Genomic DNA, 24,113 nt, shown 5'->3' on the forward strand with positions numbered 1-24,113 from the left:
CAAGCTCAGCGCGCGGACTCGTCCTGCGCGATGCCGGCGGCGGTGCGCGAGGCGCGGACCGCGCGATCGCTGAGCGCCTTCTGCGAGGCCGCGGCCTCGGCATTGCCGGCGGCCGTCATGCGCTGGCCCGCGGTGAGGCAGGCCTGCTTCGACTCGGAGGCGGAAGTCGCCACCGACTGGCATTCGATGCGGTCGCGGCCGGCGGCGTCCTGCGGAAGGTCGGCCGGGCGGCCCACCTGGCCGAAGCGTGCAGCCGAAGCACCGGTGGTGACCAGCAGGAGGGCAACGCCCAGGAGAACCGTTTTCATCGTCAGCGACCCGCGGAATGCCGAGCGTGCAGCCTAGCGCATCGCCACGGGCGGGCGCGCGACCGGTCGGCCGGGAACGACCGGCCATCGGCGTCGGCCGCCGACTCTGCGACGTGCGTCCGCAAATGCACGGCCTCAGTGGCCGCGCTGGGCGTCCTGCAAGCTCGCCCGGGCCGCATCGGCGTCCGCATTCACCTCGGCCCGGGTGCGGCAGACGCGCTTGGCGCGATTGCTGCCGAGCTCGCGCTCCAGCTTGCAGACCTTCTTGTCCTCGCCTGCGGCGGCAGGCGCAGCAGCCGTGGCAGGCGCAGCAGCCACGGCGGGAGCGGCGGCGGGGGCGTCCGCGGCCACGGTGCCGGACTGAGCCCAGGCGGAGCCGGTAACCAGCAGGAGAGCAACAACCATCGTCTTCATCATCGACCGGGCCACCTAAATGGCCTATTAGCCTCGCACCTCCGGCACGGACAGGGGTGTGCCGGAGGTCAGGGGCAGTCGAGCGCCGTTAACGTAACGGCGTCCGGGCGGTGCTTACTTCGACATCTCGAGCAAAGTCGACGACACCCAGCCCTTGTTGCCGAACTCGTCCTCGACCTGCCACATCGCGCCCTGCTTCTCGCCGGTGGGGTACAGCATCATCCCGACGTCGAGGCTGCGCACCACCTTGCCCTTGCCGTCCGGCGAGGCAAACAGGCGCGCGGGCTTGGCGACCGTCACCGCCTGCGTGGCGTTGGCGGCGCTGGCATTCGCCGGCAGGCCGCCGAGCTGCGCCACGATGTCGTGGTAGGCCTGCAGGTAGGCGAGGGTGATCACCTGGCCGACCTCGGTGTTCGCGTAGCCGCCGGCACCGGCGCCGAGCACGCCCCCGCCGAACAGGCCGCCGCCCGCGCCCCAGCCGATGTCCGTCTTCTTCGCATTGCCTTCGGCGAGCGCGACCTGCTCGGACGAGCGCACGTCGGTGACGGTCAGCACCACGTTCGCGGTCTTGCTCTTGAAGTTGAGGCCGCCGACGATCGCACCGGCGCGGCCGCCGACGAGCCCGCCGATGAGGCCGCCGATGGCATTGCCGCCCGAGTTGGCGTTCGCCGAGACCAGGTCCGGCACCATCACGTAGTCGGCCGCCTTGACCTGGCCCTTGCCGATGTTCGAGCGCCCGCGCAGTTCGCCGCCGGAGGCCAGCTCGCGCTCGCGCATCGCCGCATCCATGCCCGCGCCCCGATCGACGAGGGTGAAGCAGCGCGACTTGCTCACGAACAGCTTGATCAGCTTGCTCGGCGCGGGCAGCTGCTGGCCGGTCCACCAGTTGGTGGCGTCTTCCGGCTCGAGGACCGAGATCGTGCCGAGCGGTCGCGCGCAGGTCGGAATCTCGTTGATCTGCTGCTTGCGGACGTCGTCCACGCTCTTGGCGGCGACCGGGAGGGGCGCGGCAGCGAGGGCGAGGGCGGCGAGGAGGGGGACGGTCCGGACTGTCATGCGCGTAAGGATCCTGGGTGGTGGAAAGCGTGGAAGCGGCCGTGCCGCCCGCACAGCATACCGGCCGTGAAGAGCCCGTTGATCGGTCCGCGCCGTTTCCGGGGCGTTAAAACGACGAAGCCGGCACGAGGCCGGCTTCGGGAGTTCGCACGCGCGAGGGCGTCAGCTGTTCCACCACATCAGCAGTTCATGCCAGAGGCGCTTGAAGAAGCCCGCCTCCTCGACCGCGTCGAGCGCGACCAGCGGGCGCTCCGCGAGCACCTTGGCGCCCAGCATCACGCGCACCGTGCCGATCTTCTGGCCCTTCGCGATCGGCGCCACCATCGACTTCGGCACGTCCATCACCGGCTTGAGCTGCGCGTAGCGGCCGCGCGGCAGCGTCACCAGCATCGGCTCGGCGAGGCCGAGGCGCACCGCGTTCTGCTGGCCCTTCCACACCTTCTGCGTCGAGATCGGCGTGCCCGCGTCGTACAGCTTGTGCGTCTCGAAGAAGCGGAAGCCCCAGTTGAGGAGCGCCTGAGAGTCGTTGATGCGCTGGTCGTCGGACGGCTCGCCCATCACCACGGAGACCAGGCGCTGGTCGCCGCGCTTGGCCGACGCCATCAGGCAATAGCCCGCTGCCGCGGTGTGACCGGTCTTGATGCCGTCGACCGACGCATCGCGCCACAGCAGGCGGTTGCGGTTGGTCTGGGTGATCGGGCCGACCGTGTATTCCTTGATCTTGTTGAGCGAGTACGACTCCGGGAAGTCGCGGATCAGCGCGCGGCCGAGCAGCGCGAGATCGTGCGCCGTCGACAGGTGGCCCTCGGCCGGCAGGCCGTCCGGGTTCACCCAGTGCGTGTTTTTCAGGCCGATGCGCTTGGCGTACTGGTTCATCAGCGATGCGAACGCATCCTCGCTGCCCGCGATGTGTTCGGCGAGCGCGATCGCGGCGTCGTTGCCCGACTGCACGACCATGCCCTTTTCCATCTCGATCAGCGGCGCGGTCTTGTTGACCTCGAAGCCCGAGTACGAGCCTTCCGTGCCTGCGCCGCCCTTGCGCCAGGCGTTCTCCGTCATCATGACCGGCTCGTCGCGCTTGACCTTGCCGGCCTTGAGTTCGGCGGCGACGACGTAGCTCGTCATCACCTTGGTGATGCTCGCCGGGTCGACCTGCGTGTCGTAGTTCTCGCCCGCGAGCACGTTGCCGCTCGCGAAGTCGATCAGGATCCAGGCCTTCGCCTGCGGCTTCGGCGGCGGCGGCACCGGCAGCTCGTCGATCGCGGCCGGCGGCGGCTGGTTGTTCGGCGCGGGGCCGGTCTGCGCGACGGCGAGGCCGAGCGTCAGGGTGAGGCCGGCGGCGAGCAGGCCGGAGAGGCGAACGGAAGACTTCATGCGGGGCAGGCTCCGGGCCGGGGGAACCGGCGTGGGTGCGGATGGCGGGTGCGAACGGGGGCCGACATTCTGGACCCGATGGGCCGGCGGGCCAATCGCCGGTGGCTCAGTCGCGGACGCGGCGGGCGGTCGCGAAACCCAGACCGCGCAGGCGCCCGGCGAGTTCCGCTTCCGCCTCGACCGGCAACGGGCCGACGCGCAGGCGCCAGATCGGCTGGCCTTCGGCGACGGCGTCGACCAGGCGCGCGCCGGCGATGCCGGCCTCGCGCAGCGTGGCGAGCGCGCGGTCGGCGTTCTCGCGTGCCGAGAAGCTGGCGACCTGCAGGACGATCGAACCGGCGGTCGTCGTCGGTACGGCCCGGACGGGGGCAGCCTGCGCGATCGTCGCGACGGGCGCCGGCAGCGCGGAGACGGCGACCTGCACCGGTGCGGAGATTTCGGGTGCCGCCACCGGCTCGCTGGTCGACGTGGCCGGCAGCGAACGGTCCGTGGAGGCAACCGCTGCGGGCCGCCCGGTCGCGACGCGCACGCCGCGCTGCTTCATCCAGTCGTCGAAGCCCTGCGAGTTCGGTCGACCGTCCGCATTGCGCACGTCGTAGCGGTAGTCGCGCGTCGCCGTGTCGAGCGCCGTGGGCGCGCGCGTCGTCGGTGCGGCGGCGAACGTCGTGCCCGCAGCGCCGTCGCCCGGCTGCAGCGCTTCGACGCGTACGCGGCCGGTGCCGGCGGGATAGATGCCGAGCTTCACTGCGGCGGCGAGGCTGAGGTCCATCACGCGACCGTCGTGGAACGGGCCGCGATCGTTCACGCGCACCACCACCGATTTGCCGCTTGCGACGTTGGTCACCCGCGCGAAGCTCGGGATCGGCAGCGTCTTGTGCGCGGCGGAAAAGGCGTACATGTCGTACACCTCCCAGTTCGACGTGCGGCGGCCGTGGAACTTCTCGCCGTAGTAGGACGCGAGGCCTTCCTCCGCGAAGCCGCGGGTGTCGTCGAGGACGCGGTATTCCTTGTCGAGCACCGAGTACAGCGGCTTGTTGCCGAGCTTGGACCGCGGCAGCGCGACCACCTGCGGCTCAGGGATGCAGTCGATGTCGGGAATCGCCGTCGGTACACGGTCTTTTTCGCCCGGGCGATACAGGCCGCCGGCGACATAATCGCCGCGCTTGGAGAGGTCTTCCTCGGCGGGGCGGTACCAGGAGCAGTCACGCGCGGACGGGAGCGGGCCCTGCCCCACGGGCGGCGTGACCGCGGGGACCGGCGCGGACGGGCGCGGGGCGCTGGCGCAGGCCGCGAGGCCCGCGCACAGCAGCGCGACGACGATGTTCTTCATGGGGCCGGAGCGGTTCCCGATGGAGCGGCAGGAAGCGGCGGGACCTGGCGGCCGGCGATCGATTCGGCCAGCTGGTACACCGCCATCGCGTAATGCTTGGAGATGTTATAGCGGGTGATCGCGTAGAAATTGCGGAAGCCTAGCCAGAACTCGTCCCCGTTCGCGCCTTCGAAGCGCAGCGGCACGGCCGGCGAGCCATTCGGCACCGTGGCCAGCGGCCGGTAGCCGTGCGCACGCAGTTCCGAAAGCGTGTAGATCGGCTCGAGCGCCTCGGGCTCGAACGGCGCGACGCCGGCATCGCGGGTCGCGCGTACGGCGACGGTGCCGCCGCGCACCCAGCCGCCCTTCTTGGCGAAATAGTTGGCGATCGAGGCGAAGACGTCGTCGCGGCTGTCGAACAGGTCGCGCTTGCCGTCGCCGTCGCCGTCCACCGCGTACTCCCGATAGCTCGACGGCATGAACTGGCCCCAGCCCATCGCACCCGCGTAGCTGCCCTTGAGCTGGGTGATGTCGAAGCCGGTTTCCTTGCCGAGCGCGAACAGCTGCGCGAGTTCGCCGCGGAAGAAGGTCTCGCGGCGGTTCTCGCGCTCGGCCTTCGCCGGATCGCCGCTGCGTGGATAGGCGAACGCCAGCGTGTAGAGCGCATCCACGACCGGATAGCTGCCCTTGTTCGCGCCGTAGCTCGTTTCCACGCCGATGATCGCGGTGATGATTTCGGCCGGCACGCCGAAGCGCGCTTCGGCACTCGCGAGCGCATCGCGGTTCTCGGCCAGGAACTGGCGGCCGCCGTTGATGCGCGCGTCGGTCATGAAGATCGGCCGGTAGTCGCGCCACGGCTTGGCTTCCGCCGGTCGCGCCATCGCCGCGACGATCGAATCGCGGATCTGCGCGCGGTCGAGCACCGAGCGGATGTAGGCCGGGTCAAGCGCGTAGCTGCGCGCGGTGTCCTGGATGAACTTCTCGCGCGCCTGCTCGAACGGCAACCGCGGCGCGGCCGGCGGCAGCGGATCGGTGCCCGGGGCGCGCGTCGGCGTCGTGGTGGTGGGCACCTTGGGCGGCGGCGGCACGGCGCAGGCGGCCGTTGCGAGCACCAGCGCGCAGGTGAGCGATCGCAGGAGGGGGCGGCGGATCGTCGTCATCGACGCGAGGTTAGCACGCAGTTTTCGGCGTCGATGTGCAGGTCGACCGCGCTGCAGCAGCCGTTCACGCACGTCGCTGGAGGCGCCCGCCGAGTGGCGTGAACGCGACGAGTTGCCCGAGCGCCGCGCCCAACGTGTTGGCCAGTGCATCGACGACGTCGGCCTCGCGCGTGGCGGTGAACGCGGCCTGCGCGAACTCGATGGCGATGCCGAAGGCGACCGCCGCGAGCATCGCGCGCCAGCGGCCGCGGCGGCTCGCATCGAGGATCACGCCGTAGCCCGACAGCACGGCGTAGCCGAGCAGGTGTTCGACCTTGTCGAAGCCGTCGAACGCGGGGGCCGGCAGGTCATGCGCGGGCACGAGCGAGCCCACGGCGATCGCCGCGAACATCAATAGCCACACGAGGCCGGCAGGCCGCGCGAGCGAGGTCACAGCCGGTAGCTCAGGTCGCCGGCAAGGAACGCGGTGCCGAACTGCACGTCCTTCTCGAACCCCATCGCCTGGAAGCGCTCGCCCATGTCGGTGGGCAGCGTCAGCCGCTTGACCTCGTGCGTGCGGCGCAGGCGCTCGGCCTCGTCGTTGATCTGTTCGATGCGCGACAGCACGCCGGCCAGACCGTTGCCGAGCAGGAAGCTCGCCTGCGAGCAATAGCCCGCGAGGTCGAAGCCCGCCGACAGCCCGGCCTCGGCGAGCGCGGTGAAGTCGACCGATGCGGTGAGGTCCTGCAGGCCCGGCCAGGCGAGCAGGTCGTCGTGCATGCGATGCCGGTAGAAGGCGCGCAACGTGCCGTCGCTGCGGTCCTCGGCGTAGTACTCGCCGCGCGCGTAACCGTAGTCGACGAACAGCATCGCCCCGCGCTTCATGCCGCCGGCGACCGCCTGGATCCAGTACGGCAGCTGCGGCAGCAGTTCGGACGTGTAGCCGTCGGGCAATGCGCGGCCGATGCGGCGCTCCACGAAGCGCACCGCCTGCAGCAGCATCGAATCGGCGGGGCGCCACTGCAGCACGAAGCGGTCGCCGTCGGTGGCGACGTGCTGCTCCATCACTTCGCGACCGCGGATCGAGAAGCGCGGCGTCGGCAGCGCGTCGATCACCTCGTTCGCGAACAGCACGCCGTTCCAGTCGTGCGGCACCGGCCCTTCGACCCATTCGACCAGTTCGAACAGCATCGGATGCAGGCGCTCGAACAGCCGTGCGCGCTGCCGTTCGCGCAGCTGCGCGGACGGCTCGAGGATCAGGTAGCGCGCGGGCAGCGCATCGAGCTCCAGCAGGCGCATCAGCGCGGTCTGCGCGAACGCGCCGGTGCCCCCGCCGAGCTCGAGCATCAGCGCGCTCGAGCCGAGTTGCTGCAGCACCGGCGCGACCGCATCGGCGACGCAGGCCGCGAACACGGGGCCGAGCTCCGGCGCGGTCACGAAGTCGCCGGCTTCGCCGAACTTGGTGGCGCCTGCGCTGTAGTAGCCGAGCCCCGGCGCGTAAAGCGCGAGCTCCATGAAGCGCGAGAACGGGATCGCACCGCCGGCGGCGGCGATCTCGTCGTGCACGTGGCGGGCAAGCCGCTGGCTGTGCGCGCGCGCGGCCTCGTCGGGCATCGGCAGGTCGGACGCGCGGCGCGCGCCGGGATCGATCGGCATCGGAAAGGCGGTCGTGGGAGACTCGTGCAGGATACGGGACGGTGGCTGAAGGGGCGGGTGATGCAGGTGCAGGACAACGGCAAGGTGACGCGACCGGTCGTGCTGGTGACGGGCGCGGCGCGTCGTATCGGTGCGGCGATCGCGCGGCGGCTGCATGCGGCCGGCTGCGACCTCGCGCTGCATTACCGGTCGTCCTCCGCGGACATGGACGCGCTGCACCGGGAACTCGACGCGCAGCGTGCGGGCTCGGTGCTGGCGCTGCAGGCCGACCTCGCCGCCTTTGATCGCCTGCCCGAACTGGTGGCGCACACCGTCGGCCGCTTCGGGCGGCTCGACGGCCTCGTGAACAATGCCTCCGGCTTCCGGCCGACGCCGCTGGGCACCGCGACGCCCGCGGACTGGGACGACCTGTTCGCCTCCAACGCGCGGGCGCCGTTCTTCCTCGCACAGGCCGCCGCGCCGCACCTGCGGGCCACGCGCGGCGCGATCGTCAACCTCGTCGACATCTATGCGACGCATCCGCTGCCGAAGCACACCGTCTACTGCATGGCGAAGGCCGCGCTGCTGATGGCGACCAAGTCGCTGGCGCTCGATCTCGGCCCCGACGTGCGGGTCAACGCGGTCTCGCCCGGCGCGATCCTCTGGCCCGAGGATCCGTCCAATGCCGAGGCCCGCGACGCGATGCTCGCGCGCACGCCGCTCGCGCGCACCGGCACGCCGGAGGAAATCGCCGAGGCGGTGCGCTGGCTGCTGTTCGACGCGAGCTACTGCACGGGGCAGGAAATCGCGGTCGACGGCGGGCGGCGGATCGCCGGCTAGGCGACTCGACGCCGTGCGTGCATCGTCCTAGAGTCGGGTGATCCGTCCAGGAAGCGTCCCCATGGCCGAGTCCCCGGTGTCCACCGAGGTGGTGCGCGTCGCCCCCGGCGACGATCTCCTGCTGCATGCCGCGCGCGCGGCCGTCACCGCCTCGATCCACGAGGCGCTCGCGGCGGGCCACCGTCGGCTGCTGGTCGATTTCAGCCGCTGGCGCGGCCAGGAACGGCCTTCCCTCGCGCTGCGCATCGACAGCACCTTCGAATGGGCCGCCGCGGCGGCGTCCGCCCCGGGCTTCCGGATGGCGCTGGTGATGCCGCCGCAGCTGGTCGATCCGGGCCGCATCGGTTTCATCGTGGGGCGCCGCGCGGGCTTCGATTTCGACGTCTTCGGCGACGTCGACGCGGCCGCGGCCTGGCTGCAGGAACCCGCCTCGGAGCCGAGCGGCGACCTGCGCGCACCGTCGCGCGAGAGGACGGGGCCGGCGCCCGTCGAGCGCCGCCCGGGTTCGGCCTAGGCGTCGAGGTCGACGACGTCGCCGACGTCGTCGCGGCGGTCGTGCGCCGCCCACAGTCCCGCGAGCGTGCGGCCGCTGCCCGGCACGGCGACGTCCGGCGCGATTTCCGCGAGCGGACGCAGCACGAAGGCATGCTTGAGCTCGGGTCGCGGCAGCCGCAGGTGGCCCTCGCCCTCGAGCACCCGGTCGTCGAACAGCACGATGTCGATGTCGAGCGTGCGGTCTGAAAACCGCGGGCCGCCGCGGTCGCGCCCGTGCGCATCCTCGAGCCCGTGCAGCCAGTCGTTGAGTGCCTGCGGCTCGAGGTCGCTGTCGACGATGGCCGCGGCATTGAGGAAGTCGGGGCCGTCGAAGCCGATCGCGGGCGTGCGGTACACGTTCGACACGACGATCTCGCCGAAGCGCTCGCGCAGCGCGGCGATCGCCGCGCGCAGGTGGCGCTCGGGCTCGACGTTGCTGCCGAGGCTCAGGTAGGCGCGACCGCTCATGCGCCGCGGGCGCGTTCGATCATCACGCCCACGGCGCGCGCGCCGCGCACGGCGCCCGGCTTGCTGAGCTTCAGTCGAAGGCGCTGCACCGGGAACTCCGCGAGCACGATCTCGGCGACGCGCTCGGCGAGGGTTTCGACGAGCCCGAAACCCGACGCCGCGACGTACTCGCGAATGCGGTTGCTCACCGCCTTGTAATCCAGCGTGTGCGCGATGTCGTCGCTGGCCGCGGGCACGCGGTTGTCGAAGGCCATCTCGAGGTCGAACACCAGCGGCTGGCGCACGCGGCGTTCCCAGTCGTAGATACCGATCAGCGCCTCGATCTCGAGGCCCTCGATGAAGACGTGGTCGGTCACGGCGGCTCGCAGCGGCGGCGGGACGCCGATGGTACGGCGTCGCGCGGCGCTCAGGCCGCGTCGAGATCGACCGGCGGCAGCGTCGACATGTCCCAGCGCGGCGTGACGTACACGCCCAGATCCGCGTGCTGCCCGGCCTGCAGTCGCAGTGCGCCGGCAAAGGCGATCATCGCGCCGTTGTCGGTGCACAGCACCGGCGGCGGGAAGCCGACGACCGCGCCGCGTTCGGCGGCCAGCGCCTGCAGCTTCTCGCGCAGGCGCAGGTTCGCGCCGACGCCGCCCGAGACGACCAGCCGGCGGAAGCCGGTCGCGTCGAGCGCGCGCGCGCACTTGATCGCCAGCGTGTCGACCACCGCGTCCTCGAACGCCCGGGCGACGTCCGCGCGCGTCGCCTCGGTCTGGTCCGAGGCGCGCCAGGCCAGCAGTACCTGCGTCTTGAGGCCGCTGAAGCTGAAGTCGAGGCCGGGGCGGTCGGTCATGGGACGCGAGAACTTGAAGGCGCCCGCGCGCCCCTGGCCGGCGATCGCCGCGAGCTGCGGGCCGCCGGGGTAGGGCAGGCCCATCAGCTTGGCGGTCTTGTCGAAGGCCTCGCCGGCGGCGTCGTCGAGCGTCTCGCCGAGCAGACGGTAGCGGCCGATCCCGTCGACGCCGACCAGCTGGGTATGGCCGCCGGAGACCAGCAGCGCGACGAAAGGCTCCGGCGCACGGCCGGCGTGCAGGGCCGTGCGCTGCTCGGGGTCGTCCATGAGCGGGGCCAGCAGGTGGCCTTCCATGTGATGGACGGCGATGGCCGGTACGTCCAGCGACCAGGCCAGCGCGCGGGCGACGCCGGCGCCGACGAGCAGGGCCCCGACCAGCCCCGGGCCGGCGGTGTAGGCCACGCCGTCGAGGTCGGCGGTGGAGAGGCCGGCCTCGGCGAGGGTCTGGCGGATCAGCGGCAGGGTCTTGCGTACGTGGTCGCGGCTGGCGAGCTCCGGCACGACGCCGCCGTACTGCGCATGCAGCGCGATCTGGCTGTAGACGGCATGGGCTCGGAGCCCCGCCGCGGTGTCGTAGACGGCGACGCCGGTCTCGTCGCAGCTGGTTTCGATTCCGAGGATTTTCAAGGACTTGGGCTCGAGGTGTCGCCCGACTGGAGGGGTGGCAGGCGGCGCGTCAGGAAAAAGTGAGGGCGGCGGCTTGCGGTGCCGCGGGACAGGTCGATATCATAGGCGGCTCGCTGGCCGGTGGCCCGCGTTTCCAACCACCCGAGATTCCGTATGCCGAGCGTCAAAGTCCGCGAAAACGAGCCCTTCGAGTTTGCCCTGCGCCGTTTCAAGCGCACCTGCGAGAAGGCCGGCGTGCTCGCCGAGACCCGCAAGCGCGAGTTCTACGAAAAGCCGACGCAGGAGCGCAAGCGCAAGGCCGCCGCGGCGGTGAAGCGCCAGTCGCGCCGCACGTCGCGTGACGTGACCAAGCGCCAGCGCATGTACTGATCCGCGTCGCCGGGTTTCCCGGCACGCGTCGACGCAGCACACCGAAGCCGACCACGCATCGCGTGGCCGGCTTCTCTGCGTTCGGGCGATCCATCGCGACGATGTCCTTGCATGGGAGCGCCGGTGGCGCCGGGGCGCCGCCTCGGCTCGATCAGCTCTCGCGCGGATGCCGGGGCGCGGACTTCGGCGCGGGCCGGGACGACGGCGCGGGGTGCTCCGCGGCGGGCGCCGCGGTTGCGGCCCGCGGCCGGCCGGGAAACTCGGGGGCGAGATCGGCGTCTACGGCGACCGGGCGCGCCCAGCGCTCGTAGCTGCCCATGATGCCGCGCTTCAGGGCGTGGAAGCCGGGGCTGCCCGGCGCGAGGCCGAATTCGGTGGCGAGCGCGCTCCAGTCCCTCGCGGCGCCGCCGCGCGCGTCGGCCACGCTGCGGCAGGGTCGGCCGGACTGCATCGCCAGGCTGCAGGCGAAGTAGACGTCGCCTGGCGTCCAGCCCGGCCGCGCGAGCAGTTCGACGACGAGCTCCCGCGGCGCGCGGCGATAGCGCACCACCTCGTCCACGAAGGCATCGCGATAGGTGGTCGCGTAGGTGGCGATGTCGGCGAGGCGGCCGTCGACCCAGGCGTCGCCCGTGTGCGGGGTGGACGGCACGGCCGGGTCCTGGGCGTGCACGGCGACGCTCGCGGCGAGCAGGCCAGCGAGGGCGAACGGGCGCAGCAGGGCGAGTCGGTTCATGGCGGGGCCGTCGTGGGGGACGCGGCGGCGATCATGCGCGTCGCCGGCGACGCACGCCAGCGGCGGACACGGCGCCAAAAAAAGAGCCACGGCGCAGGCCGTGGCTCCGGAGGCATCGCGGTGCTGCGATCAGTCGTCGCGACCGTAGCCGTAGCCGTAGCGGTCGCCGTAGCTGCGCTGGTCGTAGCGCGGATCGTAGTACTCGGTCTTGCACTTGCCGTGCTTGTTGCACTTCACGCGCCGCTGCTGCGAGGCATTGCGGCCGTAGTAGCCGTAGGCATTGCCGTACGGCGGGCGACCGGTACGCGTGTCGTAGCCGTAGCGCGGGTCCTGCTGCACGCGGTAGTAGACCGTGCGGCCGTAGCGGTCGCGGCCGGCGACCAGGCGGTCATCCTGCGAATAGTCGCCGTTGCGGTAGTAGGGCTGGTTGCCGCGGAACACGACGTCGGCGATGTCGACGATCGCACGCGTGAGGTCGTACGACTGCGCCTGCGCGGCCGGAGCGAAGGACGCGGCGCCGAACGCGGCGGCCAGGACGGCGGGGGCGAGAAAGCGGGAGATCGCCATGACAGGTTCCTCGATTCGCCCCGCACCTCGCGGAGCACGTGGCGACCTTGCGCCGCCCGCGGTGAATGCGCTTTTAACCGCGCCACCCCCGTTCAGGTTCGGGTGAGGGCCGCTCAGCCCTGGCCCGACGCGGCGTCCAGCGCCGCCAGCGCCTCGTGCAGGCCCGTCGCATCGTCGAGCACGCACACGCGCCCGGGCGCATCGACCGCGGCGTCGCGCTCGTGCACCCAGGTGAGGTGATACGGGATGTGCACGCCGTATCCGCCGAGCGCGACCACGGGCGCGATGTCCGAGCGCAGGGAATTGCCGACCATCGCGAACTCGTGCGCTTCGATACCCAGTTCCCGCAGCAGCCGCGTGTAGGTCGCGACGTCCTTCTCGCTGACGATCTCGATGCGCTGGAAGAGGTCGGACAGCCCGGACTCGCGCACCTTTGCTTCCTGGTGGAACAGGTCGCCCTTGGTGACCAGCACCACCGGCCAGCGCGCGGCGACGCGTTCGACCGCCTCGCGGATGCCCGGCAGCAACTCCACCGGATGGCGCAGCATCGATTGCGCGAGCTGCACGATGCGATGGATGTCGGCCGCGGCGATGCGTGCGTCGGTGAGTCCGATCGCGCTCTCGATCATCGACAGCGCCATGCCCTTCACGCCGTAACCGAACACGGCGAGGTTGCGCTTCTCCACCGCGTAGAGCCGTGCGTGCAGCGCCGCACCGCGCAGGTCGACGTAGGGCGCGACGATCGATTCGAATTCCGCCTGCGCCTGCGCGAAGTAGTCCTCGCTGCGCCAGAGCGTGTCGTCGCCGTCGAAGCCGATGATCCTGATCGTCATGCGCGCAGTATCGCGGATCGCTCACGCCGCTTGCACCCTGCCGGCGCCACGCTGCCGCCCTCGGCGCGGGCGACGCGCATGCCTTGCAGGAGCTGTCCATGAAGACCCGCCACGTCTACAGCACCATCGACCTCGACATGGCGCGCGCCGCGATGAACGCCGCGCGCGGCGTCGGCGTCCCGGAGGACGGGCTGATGCTCGTCGCGCGTTCGGACATCGAGCTCGACGCGATCTCGAACGAGCACAAGCAGGCCGACAGCGACAGCATGCCGGCGGCGATCAAGGGCGTCGTCAGCGGCGGCGCGACCGGCTTCCTGCTCGGGCTCGCGGCGATCGTGCTCGCCCCGGTCGGCCTGACCCTCGCCGGTGCCGGCATCGCCGCGCTCGCCGGCGCGGGCATCGGCGGCATGGCGTCGACCATCTTCGGCTCGGCGCTGCCGGACCCGGTGCGCCAGAAGTTCGACGACGAGATCAAGGCCGGCCGCATCCTGCTGGTCACCGACACCGACGATGCCACCGAGTCGCTGGCGCGGCCGGCGATCGAATCGACCGGCGCGGTGAAGCTGCCGTTCGAGCAGGCCACGACGATCGTGCAGTGATCAGCCGCTGCAGGCGCGCAGCATCACGTTGAGCAGGACGGTCAGCACGACGGAGATGATCAGGCTGGGCAGGCAGCCGACGAGGCGGATACGGGGCGGCATGGCATCGGGGAACCGGGAACGGCTTCCGACCCTAGGGGCGTGGCGATGAAGGGCGGATCAGCCGCGCGCGGTCGCACGCTGCCGCGGTCGTTCTACCGGCGGGACCCGCGCGAGGTCGCGGTGGACCTGCTCAACAAGGTGCTGGTGCGCGACGACGGCCGCCGCGGGCGCATCGTCGAGACCGAGGCCTACTGCGGCGCCGACGACCCCGCCGCACACAGCTACCGGGGGCCGACCCCGCGCACGGCGACGATGTTCGGGCCGCCCGGGCGGCTGTATGTCTACTTCACCTACGGCATGCACTGGTGCTGCAACCCCGTCTGCGGCGAGGACGGCGAGGGCGTGGCCGTGCTGCTGCGGGCGGTCGAGCCGCTCGCGGGGCTGGAGGCGATGCGCGCCGCGCGCCCGGCAGCCGTGCGCGACCGCGACCTCTGCCGCGGCCCCGCCCGGCTCTGCGCCGCCTTCGGGATCACCGGCGCCCAGAACGGCGTCGACCTGGTGACGGGCACCGGCGGGCTTCGGATCGTCGACGACGGGATCCCGCCGCCCGAGCGGCCGGTGGCGGGGCCACGGATCGGCATCCGGCATGCGGTGGAGGCGCCCTGGCGCTGGTACGTACCTTGCAACGACTTCGTCTCGGGCCCCCGGGCCGGCCGTGCCACCGCGCTCAAGGAATCGCGGCGCGCGACCGTTACCGGGACTGGGGGGTGACCGCCCCTCCGCAGGGCGTGGCCGAGGGGCGGCCGGAGATGGACACGATGGGAACGGCATTGGGCGTCACGCGGATCGGAGAGGCCCCACAGGTCACGCCACAGCGCATCGCGCAGGCGCTGGGCGGGCTGCTCGATGCCTCGGACATACCCGACTTCGCGCGTCGCGTCGCCGCCTACCTCGAGGCGCAGGGCCTGCAGCGTGCCGCGGTCGTCTGGTGCATCGGCGGGGGCGAGGTCCAAGCGCACGATGGCGCCTGTCTGGTCGACGGCGACGTGCCGCTGGCCTACGAGGCCCGGTCGAGCGGCGGCTGGGCGGTGGACGCCGCCCGCGGCCGCGTCGCGGCCTGCATCGAAGTGCAGAGTTCCGGCGACAGCATCGGCGTCGTGCTCGACGGCACCGCCGCCGTGCACGCCCAGGTGCGCGAGCAGTGCGACCTGCTGGGTCCGGTCGCCCGCGCGGTGTTCGAGAAGAACCGCCTCACCGAATCGATGCATGCGCTCGAGCGTTCCGAGCAGCTGCAGTCGGCCCTGTTCGAGATCGCCGACATGGCGAGCTCGGACATGGACCTCGAGGACATGCTGCGCGAGCTGCATGCGATCGTCGGCCGCTTCATGTACGCCGAGAATTTCTACATCGCGCTCTACGACGAACACCAGGACGCGATCCGCTTCATCTACCTCGTCGACACCGAGGACGACATCGTCCGCCCGCCGAACGAATTCATCCCGATGTCGGTGATGGAGCGCGGCCTGACCTGGTACACCATCCGCGACAAGCATCCGCTGATGGGTTCGATGGACCAGATCCGCCAGCAGATCTCCGGCCCGATGCGCGACATCGGCGCCGATTCGTACGACTGGATGGGCGTGCCGATCATGGTCGGCCAGACCGTGCGCGGCGTGCTCGTCGTGCAGAGCTACATCGAGCGGCCGCGCTTCACCGTCGCCGACCAGGCGCTGCTCACCTACGTCGGCAGCCACATCCTCACCGCGCTCGACCGCAAGCTGCAGCAGGAAGAACTCGAGCGCCGCGTCGAGGAGCGTACCCAGGCGCTGACGCTGGAGATCCAGGAGCGCCAGCGCTCGGTGCGCATCCAGGAAACCCTCTACCGCATCGCCGAGCTCTCGCACACGGCGACCAACCTCGACGAATTCTATGCGGCGGTGCATCGCATCGTCGGCGAGTTCCTCGATGCGCGGAACTTCTACATCGCGCTGATCTCCGAAGACGCGCAGTGGGTGCACTTCCCGTACTTCGTCGACCAGTTCGGCAATCGCGCCGAGAGCCGGCCGGTCGGTCGCGGCATTTCCGAATACGCGATGCGCTACGGCAAGCCGCTGCTGCTGGACATGCGCGACGCGAAGACGCTCGACCACATCCGCGACCTGCAGAAGCGCGGCGAGCTGAACGTGATCGGCAAGGAGTCCGTCGCCTGGCTCGGCGTGCCGCTGGTGCTCGGCGAGCGGGTGATGGGCCTGCTCGCGGTGCAGAGCTATACGCCCGGCGTGGGCTACAGCGACCGCGACCGCGAACTGCTCACCTTCATCAGCTACCAGATCGCGAACGGCCTCGAGCGCCAGCGCGCCGCGGCCGAGCTCAAGAACGCCTACGCCGACCTGGAGCGCCGCGTCGCCGAGCGCACGATCGAACTGTCCGAGCAGATCGAAGTGCGCGAGCAGATCGAGCAGCGGCTCAAGCACGAGGTGCTGCACGACTCGCTGACCGGCCTGCCGAACCGCGCGTATCTTCGCGACCAGCTGGTGCGCGCGCTCGCCCATCGCGAACGCGACCCGGCCTACCGCTTCGCCGTGCTGTTCATGGACCTCGACCGGTTCAAGGTCATCAACGACTCGGTCGGCCATCTCGTCGGCGATGCGCTGCTCAAGGAAGTCGCGCGCCGCTTCAGCAAGTGCGTGCGCGGCGGCCGTGACATGGTCGCGCGCCTCGGCGGCGACGAGTTCGCGATCCTGATGGACGTCGACGCCCCGGAAACCGCGATGCGGATGGGCCAGCGCGTCATCGACGCGCTGCGCGAGCCCGTGCGCGTCGAAGGCAAGGAGCTGTTCACCGGCGTCAGCGTCGGCATCACGCTGAGCTCCCCGCACTACACCTCGCCGGAAGACCTGCTGCGCGACGCGGACATCGCGATGTACCGCGCGAAGGCCGGCGGCCGCCATCGCATCGAAGTCTTCGACGAGCAGCTGCACGAGCAGGCATTGCAGCTGCTCGAAGTGGAAAGCGACCTGCGCCGCGCGATCACGCGACAGGAGTTCGAGCCCTACTTCCAGCCGATCGTGCGCCTGGTGGACGGGGCGATCGTCGGCTACGAGGCGCTGATCCGCTGGAACCATCCCGAGCGCGGCGTGCTGGCCCCGGGCGCCTTCCTGCACGTCGCCGACGCGAGCGGCAGCATGGAAGCGATCGACTGGCAGATGTTCGATCGAACGCTCGACTGCATCCCGACGCTGCTGCAGCCCGGGCAGTACGTAAACCTCAACTTCTCGCCGCGCCACTTCCGCTCGCAGGAGCTGGACGAGCGCTTCCTGCAGCTCGTCGACAGCAAGGGCGTCGACCCGTCGCAGGTGCGCATCGAAGTCACCGAGGGCGCGCTGCTCGAGAATCCCGAGCAGATCGGGCAGGTCTTCAATCGCCTGCGCGACCACGGCGTGCTCATCGCGCTGGACGACTTCGGCACCGGCTACTCGTCGCTGTCGTACCTGCACCGCTTCAAGCTGCATACGGTGAAGATCGATCGATCGTTCATCAGCGACCTGCAGATCGAGGAAGAGGGCGGCAGCACCGCGGTGGTGCGGGCGATCCTCGCCCTGTCGCGCGCGCAGCGGCTCGAAGTGGTGGCCGAGGGCATCGAGACCGAGGCGCAGCGCCGCGCGCTGCTCGTGCTCGGCTGCGAACTCGGCCAGGGCTACTTCTTCGCGAAGCCCGCCTCGCTCGGATCGATACTCGCCTCGCGCGGCCAGTGAAGCTCGCGGCAGGCGCGCACCAGTCGCGCCAGTGCGAGGCCGGGCGTGCCGACGGCCTCCACGCGTCCGCCGCCGTCGATCGCGAAGCGGTGGGCGACGAGCATCCGGTCCAGCACCGGCGCGTCCAGCGCGATGCGCGAGTCGAAGACCGGCACGCCGGCGAGGCTCGCCTTCTGGACCGGATAGTCGATGCGCAGGCCATCGGCGACCAGCACCACGTGCTGCAGGCCGGCCGGCAGGCCCGCGGCGTCGATCTGCAGCAACAGCACCGGATCCCCGCGGTCGCAGCGCATCCACAGGCGCCGCGCGGGCCGCGGCGGCTGCCAGACCGCCTGCATCGACGGCCCGTCGCCTCGGATGGCCCAGCGCCCGCCCTCGGCCGCCGCGCCGGCCCCGGCGACCGTGGCCAGGGCGACGGAGAGCACCGCGACGATCCGTCGATAGTGGGATGCACGTCTCATTTCATCGCGACCCTACCGGCGCCGCGTGAAGGCCGTCCGCTGCCGCTCTTCACATCGTTAGCGCGGCCTCACCCGCCCGTGGCCCGCGGTTAACCGCGAGGCCGCCAGCATCGGCCCGACCCACGCGCGGCCCGTGCCGCAGGAGACCCCGATGCGAACCGATCCCGCCCAGGCCCAGGCCACCCAGCAGGAGGGCAAGAAAAAGGACGCCCGCGACCTCGACGGCCGCCACCAGAAGGTGTCGCCGGCGCACGAGAGCGAGACGCAGGCCGACGACGGCGCCGTCGCGCAGGACCGCGTGCGCTCGCAGGATCCGAACTTCGGCCGCGGGCACCACTGAACATGCCGATGAGCCGCGCCTGGGTGGCGCAGGAGCCCACGCGCGACGCGGTCGACGCGATGAGCGGGCCGGTGCTGCTCGAGTTCGGCACGTCCTGGTGCCCGCACTGCATCGCCGCCGAGTCGCTGATCGAACAGGCCCTGCACGAACGCGGGGAGGTCACCCACCTGCGGATCGAGGACGGCCGCGGACGCCGGCTCGGCCGCGCCTTCGCGGTGAAGCTGTGGCCGACACTGGTGCTCGTGCGCGACGGCGTGGAACAGGCGCGCGTGGTGCGTCCGCGTTCGCTGCGCGAGGTGCGCGCGCTGTTCGACGATGCGGACGCCTGACGTGCGGGCGGATGCCTTCGACGTCGCCGAGATCATGGGGGGCCTGTACGGGCCCGGCATCATCGCCTGCAGGGGCGCGTTCGACTGCGACTTCATGACGCGCCTGCGCGAGGACGTCGACCGGCTGTTCGACGAGGCGCGTGCGATCCCGGGCGGTGCGGTGCCGCGCGGCCCGCAGCGCTACTACGTCGAGATCCATCCCGAGCGGCTGCGTGGCTTCGTCGAGCTCGCCACGCATCCGTGGATCGTCGCGGTGAGCGAAGCGGTGCTCGGGCCCGACTGGCGCATCGTCGAAGTGGGCTTCGACGTACCGGGCCCGGGGGCCATGGACCAGCCCTGGCACCGCGACTTCCCGTCGCCGCCGGCCACCCGCGTCGGTCGCCGGATCGACTCGCTCGCCTTCAACATGACGCTGGTCGACGTGTCGGAGGACATGGGTCCGTTCGAGATCGCGCCGGGCACGCAATGGGACGCGGGCGACGACTTCGACGGTGGCATGTTCGCCCCGCGCGAGCACTGGCCGCGCTACGTCGCGCGCGCCGAACGCAAGCTGCCGCGCATGGGCGACGTCTCCGCGCGCTCGGCGCTCACGATGCATCGGGGCACCGCCAACCGCTCGGCGCAGTCGCGGCCGGTGCTGGTGCTCGGCATCGATGCGCCGGACGCCTGCAATGCCGAGCGCCACGACCTGCAGGTGACGCGCGGCTATGCCGAGGCTCTGCCGCCGGAGGTGCTCCGGCACATGACGTGTCGCGTGGTCGACGACCTCCAGCCGATCATCCAGTTGCACCAGATCGAGGGGCTGCGGATGGGGCTTCCGTAACGCCGTTGCGGCCGTGCACCCGAGCCAGGTGGCGCACGCCCGGTTCGACTGCGACAGCGCTTGTCTCCGGGCTCGACCCGTGGGCCCCGATCCATCCCGGCAGCGATCCGCGCGGCATGCGACCGGGCCCGCCGTCAGCGGCATCGTGTGATGGACCGCACGCGATCGAGGCGCTTGCCACCGCCTGTATTACCGCCGGCTGACTCGGAACCACGTCGAGTCAGCCGGCAGCCGGGAAGCCGCGCCTACAGTCGGGCCATCCCCCGACACATCAACGAGGCGCCCGAATGAAGAACGTCCGCAATCTGCTCGCCGCCGCGCTGCTCTCCGCCGCCGTGGTCGCCCCCGCCGCCGCGCAAGCGCGTTGCTACGACAAGGTGGTCTACCAGCCCGTCAAGGATCCGCACCGCGTGACCGGCACGGCCATCGGCGCCGCGCTCGGCGGCCTGCTCGGCCATCAGGTGGGCGGCGGCAAGGGCCGCGACCTCGCGACCGTGGCGGGTGCCGTCGGCGGCGGTGTCGCCGGCCACAAGATCCAGCGCCATCGCCAGGAGCGCCTGCAGCGCCAGGTCCTCCGCGTCTGCGAATGATCCCCAGCGGTGAACCGACGGCCGGGCCCTCGGGTCCGGCCGTCGTCGTTTCCGCGACCCGCACGCGCGCTGCGTACACTGCGCGCCCCCGACCGGACGCCGACATGAGCGCCTTCTCCGACACCGCCGACGCCATCGTCGACCATGCCGAAGCGATCGCCCGGCTCGACCCGCGTCGCCTCGACGCCACCGCCTTCGACGCCGCGCTCGCCGCGCACGTGCATGCCATCCGCGTGCTGGGCATGCCGCACGTCGAGCCGCATGCCGACCGCGCGTTCTTCAAGGCGCTGAAGGCGTCGTCGATGCGTGCCGACGGTGTCTACGTGCACATCCCCGACGGCATCGTCGAGTTCCTGGTCGACACCGCACGCGGGCAGGCGCGCTTCGCGCTGTGGAACGCCCGCGAGATGCGCGAAGGCGGGCCCTGAGGCTCAGCCGCCGCAGCCGCCGCAGCATTCGGACGGCAGGCGCTCCACGCGCGAGGGTGCGACGCTCAGGCCGGCCGCATCGAGCAGGGGCACGATCTCCACGGGTTCGAGGCAGGTGACGAGCCGCAGCGCGCCGTCGCGGGGATCGCGATCGAGCAGCGCGGCGGGATCGGCATCGAGCAGGCGGTCGCCGAAGTCGGCGAGGTCGACCGCCGCGGCGTCGGGAATTCGGAATTTCATGGCACGGGACCCATTCGCCGCGACGGTGCGGCAGGCACAGCGTCGCCCTCGCGATCCGCCGTCGCGCTGATCCGCGTCAAGTGGACGCGCATCGGGGGACGCGGCGGCTCGGTGTCACGTCCACCGGCATGCGCAGTCGCGTGGCCCCGTGACCGGGATCAGGCGAGCGACGCACCCCGCTCGGCGAGCAGCGCCCGCAGGATCGTGCGGTGGCAACGCGAGGGATCCTCGCAGTAGCAGCCCACCGAGAAATCCGAGGTATGCGAAAGCGCGGCCAGCGTGTCGAGCACGTGGCGTGCCTCGCCCTTCGCCATTTCCGCGCGATAGCGGCGCTCGAACGACGCGAGCTCGCGCGGCGTCGTGGCCTCCAGCGCGAGCTTCACGGTTTCCGGCTGCGGTGCGAGCGTGGGCAGCCAGGCGTCGTAGAAATCGCGCGAAGCGAAGTCCTCGCGACGCACGCCACGGGGTGGGCGGCGGACGGTGCCGAGCCGCGTGCCTTCGCCAGGCAGGCGCGGGGTGCCGAGTCGGACGATGCGGATGGCCATCGCGGCGCTCCGGGCGGTGGGCCGCCATCGTCGCCCCGCACACGCGCCGCGGCAATGCTCAGGCGGCGCGGCGCTCGACCGTGGTTGCACGCTGCAGGCGACGTCGTTCGTTGCCGGCGTAGCGCAGGCCGACCACGACCGGCAGGCGGAGGGCGCGCGCACGTCGCTGCATGCGGGCCTCGTCGTCATGGCGTTCGCGGCGGAGCGCATCGCGCAGCAGCAGGGCGAGGGCGCAAGCGAGTGCGAGCGTGAGTGCGCTGGCGAACAGAAGGAAGGCGGACATGGGGACAGGGGAGTCGGCGTGCCGCATCGGCACCCTTCTATCGATGCCGGCCGGGGCGCCAGCGTTGCGCGTCTCCGCCCGACCCTGTCGTCAGTCATGGTGCCGACCGTCCCGGCATCGCAGGCGATCGTCGACCAGCGGAGCGCGGTGCCTGTGCGTACGCGACGCCGTGACCGGTGCACGAGCGCGTTCATCACGGCACCACGGCCGCTGAGCCTCACTGTCGGCATGACGCCTCGTTACATCACCCCCCGCCGCGCCGACGGCGGCCCGTCGCGCCACCTCACCGCACGCCAGCTCCGGCGCATGCGCGCGCGCTTCGAGCGCATGGTGCTGCTGGCGACCGTTTCGCTGCTGCTCGGCGCCTGCGTGGTGCGCTGAAGCCGTGGCGCATGAACGCCGGCGCCGCTCCTCACGTCGCGCACGCGCAGCGCTCGCCCGACGCTAACGCCCATGGCGGCAGTCTCGATCCGACGCCGCCCGCGCGGCGGAACAGGAGACGCGACATGGGCAAGAAATCGAAGAACTTCGCGGAAGACCCGCAGCTGGCCAAGGCAGCGAACCAGGGCCGCATCGACACGCAGACGCAGCGCGACGCGCAGGTGCCCTACAAGGACAACTTCGCCGACCAGTCCGAAGGCGCGAAGTCCGAAGGTCAGCCGACCGCGATGCACGGCCAGGGCGCCGGCTTCAGCCGCAACAAGCACTGAGCGCCGCGCATCGCAGCGGCATCGACGCGACCTGAAACGCGAGGACATTCCGATGAGCCAGACCCCGGGCAACGATCATTCCAATCCACTGTCGAAGGTCTTCAACAAGATCTTCCACCACGACGACGACAAGGCGCGCACGCAGCAGGCGCAGGCGACGCCACGTCCGGCCGCACCGGTCGCCGCGACACCGCAGCGGCCCGTGGTGACGCCGACCGCCACCGTGACGCCTGCCCGCAGCGCGCAGTCGACGAGCGCCGCGCAGCCGGCGGCGCAGACGCCGCTCGCCACGCCGACCGCCACGCAGCGCACCTACACGGTGAAGTCGGGTGATTCGCTGTCGAAGATCGCGCAGCAGGCCTACGGGCAGGCGAACCAGTGGTCGGCGATCTTCGAGGCCAACCGCGACAAGATCAGCGACCCCGACAAGATCTTTCCGGGCCAGGTCCTCGTGCTGCCGAACCTGCCGTCCGTGCATTGACCGGGGCGACGGTCGAGGCCGTCGCGTGCACCATGGACCCTCGCCGGACGCCCCGGCGCCCGGCGAGGCCTCCCGCATGTCCCGATCGTCCATCACCGCCGCGGTCCTGCTGATCGCGCTATCCGGTTGCAGCGCCATGCCGCAGGGCGCCACCACGCCCCGTGGTGGGCATGCGGTTCCCGTCGTGTGCAGCGGTGCGGGCGATCTCGACTGCTTCCGCGCCGCGAGCGAGGCCTGCGGCTCGAAGGGCTACGACCTGTTCGACCGCGCAGGCCATCCGGCGACCGTCGCCGACGCGCAGTTCCGCATCCTCGAGGCGCGTTGCCGCCCGTGATCCGGGTTCAGTTGCGCGCGGGCAGCGCCGTCCATTCGGGGCGCTTCGTCGATGCGGCGGGCTCGAGCGAATCGCGCACGTCGGCCTCGACCAGGTCGAGGACGCGTTGCAGCCCGCGGTCGGTACGCAGCAGCTCGCGCGGCGTGCCGCCGAGGACGGCCATCGGCTCGTCGAGGAAGGTATGCACGCGCTCGGCCGAGCCGAAGACGTCGCCGAGCGCCCGGTGCAGGCGCACGAGCAGCAGCGCGCGATGGCCCTCGGACGAATCCGGGTCGATCAGCGCCTGTGCACCGAGGAAACGTTCCACGAGGTCGGCGTCGGTCGCGAGGATGAACTGCAGCAGCTGGCGATCGAGATCGAGCGTCTTCGTGGCGCGAAGCGTGCTGTAGGTCAGCGCCTGCGCCGACGAGAAGCCGTCGAGCACCTGAAGATCGGTGGTGTTCCCCATGCGCGCAGGGTTCGCTGTTGCGCGTGACGGGGTCGTGGACGGCCGCTTACATCATTCAGTGGCGTGAATATCGACGGCGTTGACTCGGCGGTGCGTGCGCTTCGCGGCGCGGTCGAACAGCCACGCCGACGCGAGCCACATCGGCACGAACATGCCGGCCGCGGCCATGCCGCGCGCATCGTGGCCACCGACGAGCGCGTAGACCGCCGCGACCGCCTGGGCGAACGCCGTCACGGCCAGCACCGCGGCCATTCCGCGTGCCCGCAGGCGCGCGCCGATCGCGCCGGCCGCAGCGATGCCGAGCACGACGGCGAAGACGAGGTTCGCCGGATTGCGCTCGCTGCCGATGATGCCCACGGCGAGGTTCACCCAGACCAGCAGCAGGCCGGTCACCACCGCCACCGCGGCCCCCGCGCGGTACATGCGGTCGCGCGAAAGCCGCGCGGCCACCTCGTACAGCGCGCACGTGCCGTAGAGCAGCACGGCGGCGACCGCGAAATCGAAGCCCGTCCAGTTCACGCCGGTGTCGAACCGCATGGCCACCGCAGGCAGCAGCAGGAGCGCCGACGCGAGGCCCCAGGGCAATGGATGCCAGTTGCGGCGGGCCGGAGCAGGAGCGGACGATGCGGCCATGGCGGATCTCGTTGGGGCGGGCGTGCACCAG

The 24,113-nt window shown here is 71.3% G+C and carries 35 protein-coding genes; 15 read left to right on the plus strand and 20 right to left on the minus strand.

The annotated features are described in order from the left end of the window. Positions 1 to 5: 5 nt before the first annotated feature. The 8 genes from ACY35P_RS06155 to ACY35P_RS06190 all read right to left on the minus strand — a co-directional run bounded on the left by ACY35P_RS06155 (position 6) and on the right by ACY35P_RS06190 (position 7,256). The gene (locus ACY35P_RS06155) at positions 6 to 308 is read right to left on the minus strand and encodes a hypothetical protein (protein WP_462114953.1); all 303 of its coding nucleotides are present in this window, start codon (positions 306 to 308) and stop codon (positions 6 to 8) included. Positions 309 to 443: 135 nt separating this feature from the next. Beyond that, positions 444 to 725 (minus strand): hypothetical protein, encoded by a 282-nt coding sequence (locus tag ACY35P_RS06160; RefSeq protein WP_462114954.1) that lies wholly within the window; start codon positions 723 to 725, stop codon positions 444 to 446. A 111-nt stretch (positions 726 to 836) separates the two neighbouring features. Further along, on the minus strand, positions 837 to 1,778 hold the full coding sequence (locus tag ACY35P_RS06165; RefSeq protein WP_462114955.1) for a CsgG/HfaB family protein: 942 nt from the start codon (positions 1,776 to 1,778) through the stop codon (positions 837 to 839). A gap of 162 nt (positions 1,779 to 1,940) precedes the next feature. Next, a complete protein-coding gene (locus ACY35P_RS06170) occupies positions 1,941 to 3,152 on the minus strand; it encodes a D-alanyl-D-alanine carboxypeptidase family protein (RefSeq protein WP_462114956.1) in 1,212 nt (403 codons plus the stop codon). Positions 3,153 to 3,258: 106 nt separating this feature from the next. Further along, positions 3,259 to 4,482, minus strand: a complete 1,224-nt coding sequence (locus ACY35P_RS06175; protein ID WP_462114957.1) for a septal ring lytic transglycosylase RlpA family protein — start codon at positions 4,480 to 4,482, stop codon at positions 3,259 to 3,261. Continuing rightward, positions 4,479 to 5,621: a lytic murein transglycosylase B gene (gene mltB / locus ACY35P_RS06180; RefSeq protein WP_462114958.1), complete on the minus strand. Its 1,143-nt coding sequence runs from the start codon at positions 5,619 to 5,621 to the stop codon at positions 4,479 to 4,481. Before mltB ends, ACY35P_RS06175 begins: the two co-directional genes overlap by 4 nt. A 64-nt stretch (positions 5,622 to 5,685) precedes the next feature. Then, entirely contained in the window at positions 5,686 to 6,054 is a 369-nt protein-coding gene (locus ACY35P_RS06185) for a VanZ family protein (protein ID WP_462114959.1), read from the minus strand. Further along, positions 6,051 to 7,256 (minus strand): class I SAM-dependent methyltransferase, encoded by a 1,206-nt coding sequence (locus ACY35P_RS06190; protein ID WP_462114960.1) that lies wholly within the window; start codon positions 7,254 to 7,256, stop codon positions 6,051 to 6,053. The genes ACY35P_RS06185 and ACY35P_RS06190 overlap by 4 nt, the downstream gene beginning before the upstream one ends. A gap of 60 nt (positions 7,257 to 7,316) precedes the next feature. Between ACY35P_RS06190 and ACY35P_RS06195 the strand changes: the two genes are divergently transcribed. Next, the gene (locus ACY35P_RS06195) at positions 7,317 to 8,075 is read left to right on the plus strand and encodes a pteridine reductase (RefSeq protein ID WP_462114997.1); all 759 of its coding nucleotides are present in this window, start codon (positions 7,317 to 7,319) and stop codon (positions 8,073 to 8,075) included. Between the two features lie 61 nt (positions 8,076 to 8,136). Further along, on the plus strand, positions 8,137 to 8,589 hold the full coding sequence (locus tag ACY35P_RS06200) for a hypothetical protein (RefSeq protein WP_462114961.1): 453 nt from the start codon (positions 8,137 to 8,139) through the stop codon (positions 8,587 to 8,589). Here the strand turns inward: ACY35P_RS06200 and folK are convergent. The 3 genes from folK to tsaD are packed head-to-tail and all read right to left on the minus strand — an operon-like array spanning position 8,586 to position 10,539. Next, positions 8,586 to 9,077: a 2-amino-4-hydroxy-6-hydroxymethyldihydropteridine diphosphokinase gene (folK, locus tag ACY35P_RS06205; RefSeq protein WP_462114962.1), complete on the minus strand. Its 492-nt coding sequence runs from the start codon at positions 9,075 to 9,077 to the stop codon at positions 8,586 to 8,588. The two genes, ACY35P_RS06200 and folK, sit on opposite strands and share 4 nt — an antisense overlap. After that, complete coding sequence (gene folB / locus ACY35P_RS06210; RefSeq protein ID WP_462114963.1) at positions 9,074 to 9,433, minus strand: dihydroneopterin aldolase; 360 nt, start codon at positions 9,431 to 9,433, stop codon at positions 9,074 to 9,076. Before folB ends, folK begins: the two co-directional genes overlap by 4 nt. A gap of 50 nt (positions 9,434 to 9,483) precedes the next feature. Then, positions 9,484 to 10,539, minus strand: coding sequence for a tRNA (adenosine(37)-N6)-threonylcarbamoyltransferase complex transferase subunit TsaD (gene tsaD, locus ACY35P_RS06215; RefSeq protein WP_462114964.1), 1,056 nt, complete (start codon positions 10,537 to 10,539; stop codon positions 9,484 to 9,486). A 153-nt stretch (positions 10,540 to 10,692) separates the two neighbouring features. On the opposite strand from tsaD, the gene rpsU reads away from it, so the two are divergent. After that, positions 10,693 to 10,908 (plus strand): 30S ribosomal protein S21, encoded by a 216-nt coding sequence (gene rpsU / locus ACY35P_RS06220; protein WP_143925990.1) that lies wholly within the window; start codon positions 10,693 to 10,695, stop codon positions 10,906 to 10,908. Positions 10,909 to 11,059: 151 nt separating this feature from the next. Here rpsU and ACY35P_RS06225 read toward each other — a convergent pair whose 3' ends face one another. From ACY35P_RS06225 to ACY35P_RS06235, 3 genes are all read right to left on the minus strand, one after another. Then, complete coding sequence (locus ACY35P_RS06225; protein WP_462114965.1) at positions 11,060 to 11,641, minus strand: hypothetical protein; 582 nt, start codon at positions 11,639 to 11,641, stop codon at positions 11,060 to 11,062. Between the two features lie 129 nt (positions 11,642 to 11,770). Beyond that, positions 11,771 to 12,208, minus strand: coding sequence for a hypothetical protein (locus ACY35P_RS06230; protein WP_462114966.1), 438 nt, complete (start codon positions 12,206 to 12,208; stop codon positions 11,771 to 11,773). 113 nt (positions 12,209 to 12,321) lie between these two features. Further along, positions 12,322 to 13,041, minus strand: coding sequence for an HAD family hydrolase (locus tag ACY35P_RS06235; RefSeq protein WP_462114967.1), 720 nt, complete (start codon positions 13,039 to 13,041; stop codon positions 12,322 to 12,324). A gap of 98 nt (positions 13,042 to 13,139) precedes the next feature. Here ACY35P_RS06235 and ACY35P_RS06240 point away from each other — a divergent pair, with 98 nt between their 5' ends. The 3 genes from ACY35P_RS06240 to ACY35P_RS06250 all read left to right on the plus strand — a co-directional run bounded on the left by ACY35P_RS06240 (position 13,140) and on the right by ACY35P_RS06250 (position 17,437). Then, entirely contained in the window at positions 13,140 to 13,640 is a 501-nt protein-coding gene (locus tag ACY35P_RS06240) for a hypothetical protein (protein WP_462114968.1), read from the plus strand. Positions 13,641 to 13,787: 147 nt separating this feature from the next. Further along, entirely contained in the window at positions 13,788 to 14,453 is a 666-nt protein-coding gene (locus ACY35P_RS06245) for a DNA-3-methyladenine glycosylase (protein WP_462114969.1), read from the plus strand. Next, the gene (locus tag ACY35P_RS06250; protein WP_462114970.1) at positions 14,450 to 17,437 is read left to right on the plus strand and encodes a bifunctional diguanylate cyclase/phosphodiesterase; all 2,988 of its coding nucleotides are present in this window, start codon (positions 14,450 to 14,452) and stop codon (positions 17,435 to 17,437) included. The genes ACY35P_RS06245 and ACY35P_RS06250 overlap by 4 nt, the downstream gene beginning before the upstream one ends. On the opposite strand, the gene ACY35P_RS06255 is transcribed toward ACY35P_RS06250, so the two are convergent. Further along, the gene (locus ACY35P_RS06255) at positions 17,380 to 17,898 is read right to left on the minus strand and encodes a hypothetical protein (RefSeq protein WP_462114971.1); all 519 of its coding nucleotides are present in this window, start codon (positions 17,896 to 17,898) and stop codon (positions 17,380 to 17,382) included. The genes ACY35P_RS06250 and ACY35P_RS06255 overlap by 58 nt on opposite strands. Positions 17,899 to 18,049: 151 nt before the next feature. Between ACY35P_RS06255 and ACY35P_RS06260 the strand changes: the two genes are divergently transcribed. The 5 genes from ACY35P_RS06260 (at position 18,050) to ACY35P_RS06280 (ending at position 20,408) form a co-directional block, all read left to right on the plus strand. Beyond that, positions 18,050 to 18,238 carry a hypothetical protein gene (locus tag ACY35P_RS06260; RefSeq protein ID WP_462114972.1) on the plus strand — a complete coding sequence of 63 codons (189 nt, stop codon included), beginning with the start codon at positions 18,050 to 18,052 and terminating at the stop codon, positions 18,236 to 18,238. An 8-nt stretch (positions 18,239 to 18,246) separates the two neighbouring features. After that, complete coding sequence (locus ACY35P_RS06265; protein ID WP_462114973.1) at positions 18,247 to 18,567, plus strand: thioredoxin family protein; 321 nt, start codon at positions 18,247 to 18,249, stop codon at positions 18,565 to 18,567. Then, positions 18,554 to 19,390 carry a phytanoyl-CoA dioxygenase family protein gene (locus tag ACY35P_RS06270; protein ID WP_462114974.1) on the plus strand — a complete coding sequence of 279 codons (837 nt, stop codon included), beginning with the start codon at positions 18,554 to 18,556 and terminating at the stop codon, positions 19,388 to 19,390. The genes ACY35P_RS06265 and ACY35P_RS06270 overlap by 14 nt, the downstream gene beginning before the upstream one ends. Before the next feature lie 287 nt (positions 19,391 to 19,677). Continuing rightward, positions 19,678 to 19,980, plus strand: a complete 303-nt coding sequence (locus ACY35P_RS06275) for a glycine zipper 2TM domain-containing protein (protein WP_462114975.1) — start codon at positions 19,678 to 19,680, stop codon at positions 19,978 to 19,980. 104 nt (positions 19,981 to 20,084) lie between these two features. After that, entirely contained in the window at positions 20,085 to 20,408 is a 324-nt protein-coding gene (locus ACY35P_RS06280; RefSeq protein WP_462114976.1) for a hypothetical protein, read from the plus strand. A gap of 3 nt (positions 20,409 to 20,411) precedes the next feature. Here ACY35P_RS06280 and ACY35P_RS06285 read toward each other — a convergent pair whose 3' ends face one another. The 3 genes from ACY35P_RS06285 to ACY35P_RS06295 form a co-directional block, all read right to left on the minus strand. Continuing rightward, positions 20,412 to 20,648 carry a hypothetical protein gene (locus ACY35P_RS06285; protein ID WP_462114977.1) on the minus strand — a complete coding sequence of 79 codons (237 nt, stop codon included), beginning with the start codon at positions 20,646 to 20,648 and terminating at the stop codon, positions 20,412 to 20,414. Positions 20,649 to 20,806: 158 nt separating this feature from the next. Beyond that, positions 20,807 to 21,193 carry a DUF488 domain-containing protein gene (locus ACY35P_RS06290; protein WP_462114978.1) on the minus strand — a complete coding sequence of 129 codons (387 nt, stop codon included), beginning with the start codon at positions 21,191 to 21,193 and terminating at the stop codon, positions 20,807 to 20,809. Positions 21,194 to 21,251: 58 nt separating this feature from the next. Next, entirely contained in the window at positions 21,252 to 21,476 is a 225-nt protein-coding gene (locus ACY35P_RS06295) for a hypothetical protein (protein WP_462114979.1), read from the minus strand. 228 nt (positions 21,477 to 21,704) lie between these two features. On the opposite strand from ACY35P_RS06295, the gene ACY35P_RS06300 reads away from it, so the two are divergent. From ACY35P_RS06300 to ACY35P_RS06315, 4 genes are all read left to right on the plus strand, one after another. Beyond that, positions 21,705 to 21,857 carry a hypothetical protein gene (locus ACY35P_RS06300; protein WP_462114980.1) on the plus strand — a complete coding sequence of 51 codons (153 nt, stop codon included), beginning with the start codon at positions 21,705 to 21,707 and terminating at the stop codon, positions 21,855 to 21,857. 125 nt (positions 21,858 to 21,982) lie between these two features. After that, complete coding sequence (locus tag ACY35P_RS06305) at positions 21,983 to 22,186, plus strand: hypothetical protein (RefSeq protein WP_462114981.1); 204 nt, start codon at positions 21,983 to 21,985, stop codon at positions 22,184 to 22,186. A gap of 202 nt (positions 22,187 to 22,388) precedes the next feature. After that, a complete protein-coding gene (locus ACY35P_RS06310; protein WP_462114998.1) occupies positions 22,389 to 22,667 on the plus strand; it encodes a LysM peptidoglycan-binding domain-containing protein in 279 nt (92 codons plus the stop codon). Positions 22,668 to 22,743: 76 nt separating this feature from the next. Beyond that, a complete protein-coding gene (locus ACY35P_RS06315; RefSeq protein WP_462114982.1) occupies positions 22,744 to 23,001 on the plus strand; it encodes a hypothetical protein in 258 nt (85 codons plus the stop codon). A gap of 7 nt (positions 23,002 to 23,008) precedes the next feature. Here the strand turns inward: ACY35P_RS06315 and ACY35P_RS06320 are convergent, their stop codons facing one another. Together ACY35P_RS06320 and ACY35P_RS06325 are read right to left on the minus strand one after the other, a co-directional pair. Further along, a complete protein-coding gene (locus tag ACY35P_RS06320; RefSeq protein WP_462114983.1) occupies positions 23,009 to 23,449 on the minus strand; it encodes an antitoxin Xre/MbcA/ParS toxin-binding domain-containing protein in 441 nt (146 codons plus the stop codon). 51 nt (positions 23,450 to 23,500) lie between these two features. Beyond that, complete coding sequence (locus tag ACY35P_RS06325; protein ID WP_462114984.1) at positions 23,501 to 24,082, minus strand: hypothetical protein; 582 nt, start codon at positions 24,080 to 24,082, stop codon at positions 23,501 to 23,503. Positions 24,083 to 24,113 lie beyond the last annotated feature (31 nt).

This window comes from Lysobacter xanthus (genome assembly GCF_047159895.1).